The organism is Paractinoplanes toevensis (genome assembly GCF_018332695.1).
GTDB lineage: Bacteria > Actinomycetota > Actinomycetes > Mycobacteriales > Micromonosporaceae > Actinoplanes > Actinoplanes toevensis.
In genome coordinates, this window is the sequence record NZ_BOQN01000051.1 from 156,365 (window position 1) to 162,458 (window position 6,094).

A 6,094-nucleotide genomic window follows, 5' to 3' on the forward strand; every position below is an offset into this window, starting at 1 on the left:
TTCAGTTCCCTTCAAAAGCTGCGTGGTCCGCGATGAGCGTGGGGTTCTTGCATTCGACGACGACGGTGGCCGGCCAGTCCGGTTCGTAGGCTGTGGCCCCATTTATTCGGATAAAAGCCTCATGCTTGTGCGAACCGGTTACCACCATGATCACCTCGCGCGATGACGCGGCGATCGTGTCGACGCCCACGGTCACCCCGTGGGTGGGCACCATGTCGAGGCGCGTGAATTCGGGGAACGTCCCCATGTTGTCCCGCCGGGTGGCCTCGCCGAGCGGCGTGACGTGGGTGCGGGCGTCCCTTGGCGTGCCCGGCTGGTTGAACGCGATGTGCCCGTCCCCGGCCCCGGTGGCCAGGAGGAACAGGTCGATCCCGCCGGCCGCCTCGATGGCCTCGTCGTAGCGCTCCGGTTCGACCGGGTCGGGCGCCCAGATCTCGATGGCCTGGCCGAGCGGCGCGACGATCTGCCGTTGCGCGAAGCCCAAGCAGGAATAGGACAGCGACGGGTCGACGCGGCGCCGGCCGTCGGGTTCGACGTAGTCGTCCATCATGACGACGACCAGCCGGGACAGGTCGACGCCACGGGCGGCGTGCCGGGCCAGAGCCCGGTAGACCGGCATCGGCGTACGGCCGCTGGGGCAACCGAGGAGGAAGGGCCGACTGTCGATGGCGCCCAGGCGATCGAGGATCGTCGCGGCGACCGATTCGCCGACCGCGTCGGCGTCGGGCAGGACGATGGGTTGAAGGGACACGGCTTCACTCCTTGATCGCGCCGGCCAGCATTCCGGAGATGAATTTGCGCTGGAACACGATGTAGAGGGCGAGGACGGGCGCGGCGACGATCAGGCCGCCGGCGGCCATCAGGTTGATTTGGGTGACGTACTTACCCTGGAAGACGCCGAGCGCGACGGTCGCCGTCTGGTTGTCCCCGTGCAGGAACACCAGGGACAGGAAGTAGTCGTTCCAGGTCCACATGAAGCTCAGCAGGATCAGCGTGTAGATGGCCGGCTTGGCCATCGGTGCGGCCATCGACCGCAGCATGCGCAGCGGGCCGGCGCCGTCCATCTCGGCCGATTCGAAGGCCGAGCGCGGTAGGGCGCGGAAGGCCGCGCGCATCCAGAAAACCCCGAAGGGTACGCCCATGCCGAGGTGGATCAGGATGATGCCGGGGATCGTGTTGGTCAGCCCGAACGTCCGGAACTGGTAGTAGAGCGGGACGATGATCGCCTCGAGGGAGATCATCATGCCGAGCAGGACGATCGGGAACAGCACCTTGTCCCCCACCACGCCGAGGACGCCGAAGGCGTACCCGCCGAGCAGCCCGAGCATGACCTGCCCGGCCACCACGACCACCGCGATGATCATCGAGACCGCCATGGCCCGGGAGAAGTCGGCGTCACGCCACGCGGTGGCGAAGTTGCCCCACGCGAAGTCGCCGACCCCGACCGGCTTGCCGGAGCGGTCCGGGCTGAGCGCCGACAGGATGAACGACCCGATCGGGAAGAGCACGAGCAGCGCCAGGAACGTCAGAACGACGTAGTTCACGACACGTTCCGTTTTGGAGATCATGCTCAGTCCCTCTCCGAGAGCCGAGTGATGACCACCGCGATGACCAGGCACAGGGCCGCCATCACCACGCCGATCGCCGCCGCCAGCCCGACCTGCGGGTTCTGGAAGGCGGCCTTGTAGAGCGCGACCGCCGGAGTGAGGGTCGACGTCCCCGGACCGCCGTGGGTGGTGATCCAGACCAGGTCGAACGTGCGCAACGCCGCGGTGATCGTGAGCGTCAGCGCGACCGCCAGCTGCCCCCGCAATCCGGGAAGCGTGACCGCGAAGAACTCGCGGACCGGCCCGGCACCGTCCATCCGCGCCGCCTCGTACAGCTCCGGGGCGATCGCCGAGGTGCCGGAGATGAACAGCACCATGCAGAACCCGAAGGTCACCCAGGTGCCGATCAACCCGAGGGCCGGCAGCGCCCAGGTGAAGTCGCCGAGCCAGGTCTTCGCGAACGAGTCCAGCCCGACCGCGCGCAACGCGGTGTTGAGCGGGCCGTCCGGTGCGTAGATCCGCTTGAAGACCAGCGCGATGACCACGGTCGTCATCACCTGCGGCAGGAAGAAGATCCAGCGGTAGACCGCCATGCCCGGCTGCTTCGCCCGGGTGAGCAGCGCCGCCGACAACAGGCCGAGGGCGATGGGCAGAAGAGCGAAGAAGCCGATCAATACGAGTACGTGCCCGAAGGTCGAGCGCAGCACCGGGTCGGTCACGAACGAGACGTAGTTGTCGAACCCCACCCAGGTGGACGCGGTGACGCCGTCCCACTTGAAGAAGGAGTACTGGAACGACTGCGCCAGCGGGACGAGCACGACCAGCGCGTACAAGCCGAGCGGCAGGGCCGCGAAGCCGAGGCCGACCCACCGCGTCCGGCGGCGCAGGGAGCGGCGCCGGACGACGGTGGCCGAGGACGAGGCGGCCACGGTCAGCTCTGCTGAGCCAGGAAGGCGTCGCGGTCCTTGTCGACGGCCTCGGTGAACTTGTCCGGTGTCATCTTGCCGGCCAGCACCAGCTGGAGGTTCGCACCGATGGTGTCGAGCATGGTCGGGCTGGACCAGTCGAAGTAGGGCACGTAGCCGTCGTCCGAGTCGAGCTTGGCCGCGGCCGCCGACTCCCCGGTCAGGCTGAGCGACGAGGCCGGGGCCTTGGCGTCCGGTGACAGCGCCGGCACGAGACCGCGGTCCACCGCCGCCTGACCGGTCTCGGCCGACATCATGTAGTCGAGGAACGCCGCCGCGACGTCCGGGTGCTTGCTCTTCGACGAGACCACCATGGCCCCGGGTGCGGCACCCACGCCGACCGTTCCGCTGCCGGACTGCTGCGGCAGCTGGATGTAGCCGTAGTGGCCCTGCTGAGACGCGTTCAGGCCGAGCGAGCCGGTGTACTCCCAGCGGAAGACGCCCTTGCCGCCGACGTAGTTGGCGACCGCCGTCTGGTAGTCGATGCCCTGGTAGTTCTTCGGGTAGTAGCCCTCGTCGGCCCACTTCTTGACGAGCGTGATGGCCTCGGTCATCCCGACGTCGGCGGCCTTCACCGACGGGTCGTCGTAGATGTAGTCGTTGAGCTTCTTCTTGTCGGCCAGCAGCGCCTGCACACCGAGCAGCACCGTCGTCGAGCTGTCCAGGCTGCCGTACTCGAACGGCACCTCACCGGCGGCCTTGGCCTTGGCCGCGGCGGTCTCGAGGTCGGCGAGCGAGGCGGGCGGGTCGATCCCGAGGCTCTTGAGCTTGTCGGCGTTGTAGTACAGACCGATCAGCGACGTACGCGCCATCGGGGTGGAGAACCAGGAACCCGACCCCATCGTCTTGAAGTCGGTGGTGAACTGGTTCTGCCGGGCGATCGTGGTCGGGACCTCTTTGTCCCAGCCGTAGGCCTTCGCGTACGCGTCGAGGTTGAGCACGAGGCCGCCCTTGGCCAGCGTGCCGAGCGACTGCCAGCCGTTGTTGGCGGTCGCGATGTCCGGCCCGCCGTCGTCCTGGAGCTGAAGGTTGAGGGTCGAGTTGAGCTGCCCCCAGTCCTCGGTCGTGCGCTGGATCGTGACGTTCGGGTACTTCTTCTGGAAGTCGGTGATGACCTGCTTGATCCACTCACCCTCGGCGGCGCCCCAGAAGTCGGTGAACTTGAGGGTGACGGCGCCGGCCGAGGCGACGTCGGTGGAGACGGTCGAGGGGGCCTCGGCCTTGTCGGTCGAGCCGCCGCCCGGCGAGCACGCCGTGAGGCCAAGGCTCAGCGCGAGACCGGCCGCGACTCCCGCTATCGCTTTACGAACGCTCATCTTCACTCCGTTGTGTCGCTGGTCTCACGGACACTAAGCGTTCCTATACCAGTTAGTCCAGTCCTGAACCACAAATCGGAACTGGTCCAACCAAAGAGCTAACTGGTACTCTGCTGGCGTGACGACCGGTACCGCTTCGACGCAGGCCTATGAACAGCTGGCCCGCGACCTGACCGTGGGCCGCTACGCGCCCGGTTCCCGGCTGCCCGGCGAGCGCGAGCTGGCCACCCAACTCGGCGTCAGCCGGGCCACCCTGCGCCTCGCGCTCAGCCGCCTGGAGTCGGAGGGCATCCTGCAGCGCTCCGCGCAGCGCGGCTGGTTCGTCCCGACCCAGGTCATCGGCGAGCCGCCCAGCACGCTGCAGTCCTTCACCGAGATGGCCCGGGCCCGCGGCCTGCGCCCGACCGCCCGGGTGATCCGCCAGGAGGTCCGGCCGGCCGGCATGGACGAGGCGGCCAAGCTGCGCATCGCGCCGGCCGCCCCGGTCATCGAGGTCGACCGCCTGCGCGGCATGGACGGCACCCCGGTCTGCTTCGACGTGGTCGTCGTCCCGGAAAATCGCGCCGCCGCCCTGGCCACCGCCGACCTCACCGACGCGTCGCTCTACGACGTGCTGCGCGAGCGGTGCGGCATCGAGGTGCACCGCAGCGCCTACACGCTGATGGCCGAGAGCGCCGACGCGGAGCTGGCCCGGCTCCTCGGCATCGGCGCCGGCGCGCCCGTCCTGGTCGGCGACGAGATCGCCTACACCTCCGACGGCACCCCGGTTCTCATCGGCCACAACAAATACCGCGGCGACGCGTACCGCTTCGAGGCGGACCTGTTCCGGCGCGCGTGATTGACTAGCCCGCATGGTCCTGCGTCCGCCCACCTCCGCGGCCGCGACCCGACCGCCCAACCGCAAGCAGCTGATCATCGAGGCGGCCGGCCAGGTGTTCAGCGAGCGCGGCTACCACGCGGCGTCCATGGAGGAGATCGCGGCCGGCGTGGGCATCAGCGCCGCCGCGCTCTATCGGCACTTCCCGAACAAGTACGCGCTGTTCGCCGAGTGCGCCGACGTCATGGTGGACCGGCTCGTCGCGGCCCTCGACGAGACGCCGCCCGACGCCTCCCTGCCCGACATGCTCGCCGCGCTGGTCCGGGTCACCGTCGCGCACCGCGCGTCCGGCGGCCTGTACCGATGGGAGGCCCGCTACCTCGAGCGCACCGACCGCCGGCAACTACGGACGAAGTTCGCGCAGGTCGTGGACCGGGTGGCCAAGAAGGTGCGCAGCGAATACCCGTTGACCGGCGAGCACCTGCGCGCGGTGGCAGCGCTCGGGGCGATCGGCTCGATCACCATGCACCACACCTCGATCGCCCAGCGCCGGACCGAGGACCTGCTGCTGTCCTCGGCCCTGCGGGTGGTCGCCACCGATCCGGCGGCCGCGGGCAGTGCGCGGCTGGTCGAACTGCCGGCCCAGCCCGTGCCACGCACCCGGCGCGCCGAGATCCTGGCCGCGGCCATCCCGCTGTTCGCCCGGGACGGCTTCGCCAACGTCACCAACGGGCAGATCGCCCAGGCGGTCGGCCTCGCCCCGTCCGCGATCTACCGGCACTACCCCGGCAAGGTCGACATCCTGGTGGCCGCGTGCCTGCAGGCGGCCGGACTGCTGGCCCAGGCGGTGGACCGCAGCCTCGACCAGGCGGCCGACCCACGCCAGGCGGTGGTCGCGCTGACCTCGGCGTACGTGGCCTACAGCTTCGAGCACAACGCGCTCAACAGCGTCGCCGAGGCCGAGATCCGCGGTCTGCCGGCCGACCGGCAGCGGCCGCTGATGCTGGCCCAGCGCGAGCACATCGCCGTCTGGGAGCAGCAGTTGCGGTCGGCCCGCCCGGAGCTGGACGCACGCCAGGCCCGGCTGCTGGTGCACGCCGGCTTCGGCGTGGTGGTCGAGGCCGGACGCGCGCTGCGCTGGCAGAACACCCCCGGCCACCGGGACACCGTCACCGCCCTGGTCACCGGCGCCCTGACCATCTAGAAGCCTTTTGAGAATCAAACCCTTTTCCGGTACGGGCAACACCGTCAACAACCGCAACAGCCCCCGACCGCCGCCACCCCGCGACCAGCCTGCAACACCGGCACGTGCCGCGCCTCTCGCGCAACCACGCCTGACCGCCGGGTGGCCCACGGTGTGGAAGTGCTGCTCATCAGGCGGGACCGGGACCAGGCCCGGGATTCGGGACGACGACCGGTATCCGAGAGCGGGACTGTGCCACGAACGGT

6 protein-coding genes are annotated in these 6,094 nt (G+C 69.3%); 2 read left to right on the forward strand and 4 right to left on the reverse strand.

Annotation, left to right across the window (positions count from 1 at the left end; translation table 11 throughout):
• Position 1 precedes the first annotated feature (1 nt).
• From Ato02nite_RS19715 to Ato02nite_RS19730, 4 genes are read right to left on the reverse strand one after another with little or no spacing between them, the layout of a single operon-like run.
• The gene (locus Ato02nite_RS19715) at positions 2–751 is read right to left on the reverse strand and encodes a 6-phosphogluconolactonase (protein WP_213008035.1); all 750 of its coding nucleotides are present in this window, start codon (positions 749–751) and stop codon (positions 2–4) included.
• A 4-nt stretch (positions 752–755) separates the two neighbouring features.
• Positions 756–1,568, reverse strand: a complete 813-nt coding sequence (locus Ato02nite_RS19720; protein ID WP_213008036.1) for a carbohydrate ABC transporter permease — start codon at positions 1,566–1,568, stop codon at positions 756–758.
• Positions 1,569–1,570: 2 nt separating this feature from the next.
• Positions 1,571–2,476, reverse strand: coding sequence for a carbohydrate ABC transporter permease (locus Ato02nite_RS19725; RefSeq protein ID WP_246607211.1), 906 nt, complete (start codon positions 2,474–2,476; stop codon positions 1,571–1,573).
• A 2-nt stretch (positions 2,477–2,478) separates the two neighbouring features.
• On the reverse strand, positions 2,479–3,828 hold the full coding sequence (locus Ato02nite_RS19730) for an ABC transporter substrate-binding protein (RefSeq protein ID WP_213008037.1): 1,350 nt from the start codon (positions 3,826–3,828) through the stop codon (positions 2,479–2,481).
• A 118-nt stretch (positions 3,829–3,946) separates the two neighbouring features.
• Here Ato02nite_RS19730 and Ato02nite_RS19735 point away from each other — a divergent pair, with 118 nt between their 5' ends.
• Positions 3,947–4,666, forward strand: coding sequence for a GntR family transcriptional regulator (locus tag Ato02nite_RS19735; RefSeq protein WP_213008038.1), 720 nt, complete (start codon positions 3,947–3,949; stop codon positions 4,664–4,666).
• 13 nt (positions 4,667–4,679) lie between these two features.
• Positions 4,680–5,849: a TetR/AcrR family transcriptional regulator gene (locus Ato02nite_RS19740; protein ID WP_213008039.1), complete on the forward strand. Its 1,170-nt coding sequence runs from the start codon at positions 4,680–4,682 to the stop codon at positions 5,847–5,849.
• The last annotated feature ends 245 nt before the right edge of the window (positions 5,850–6,094 follow it).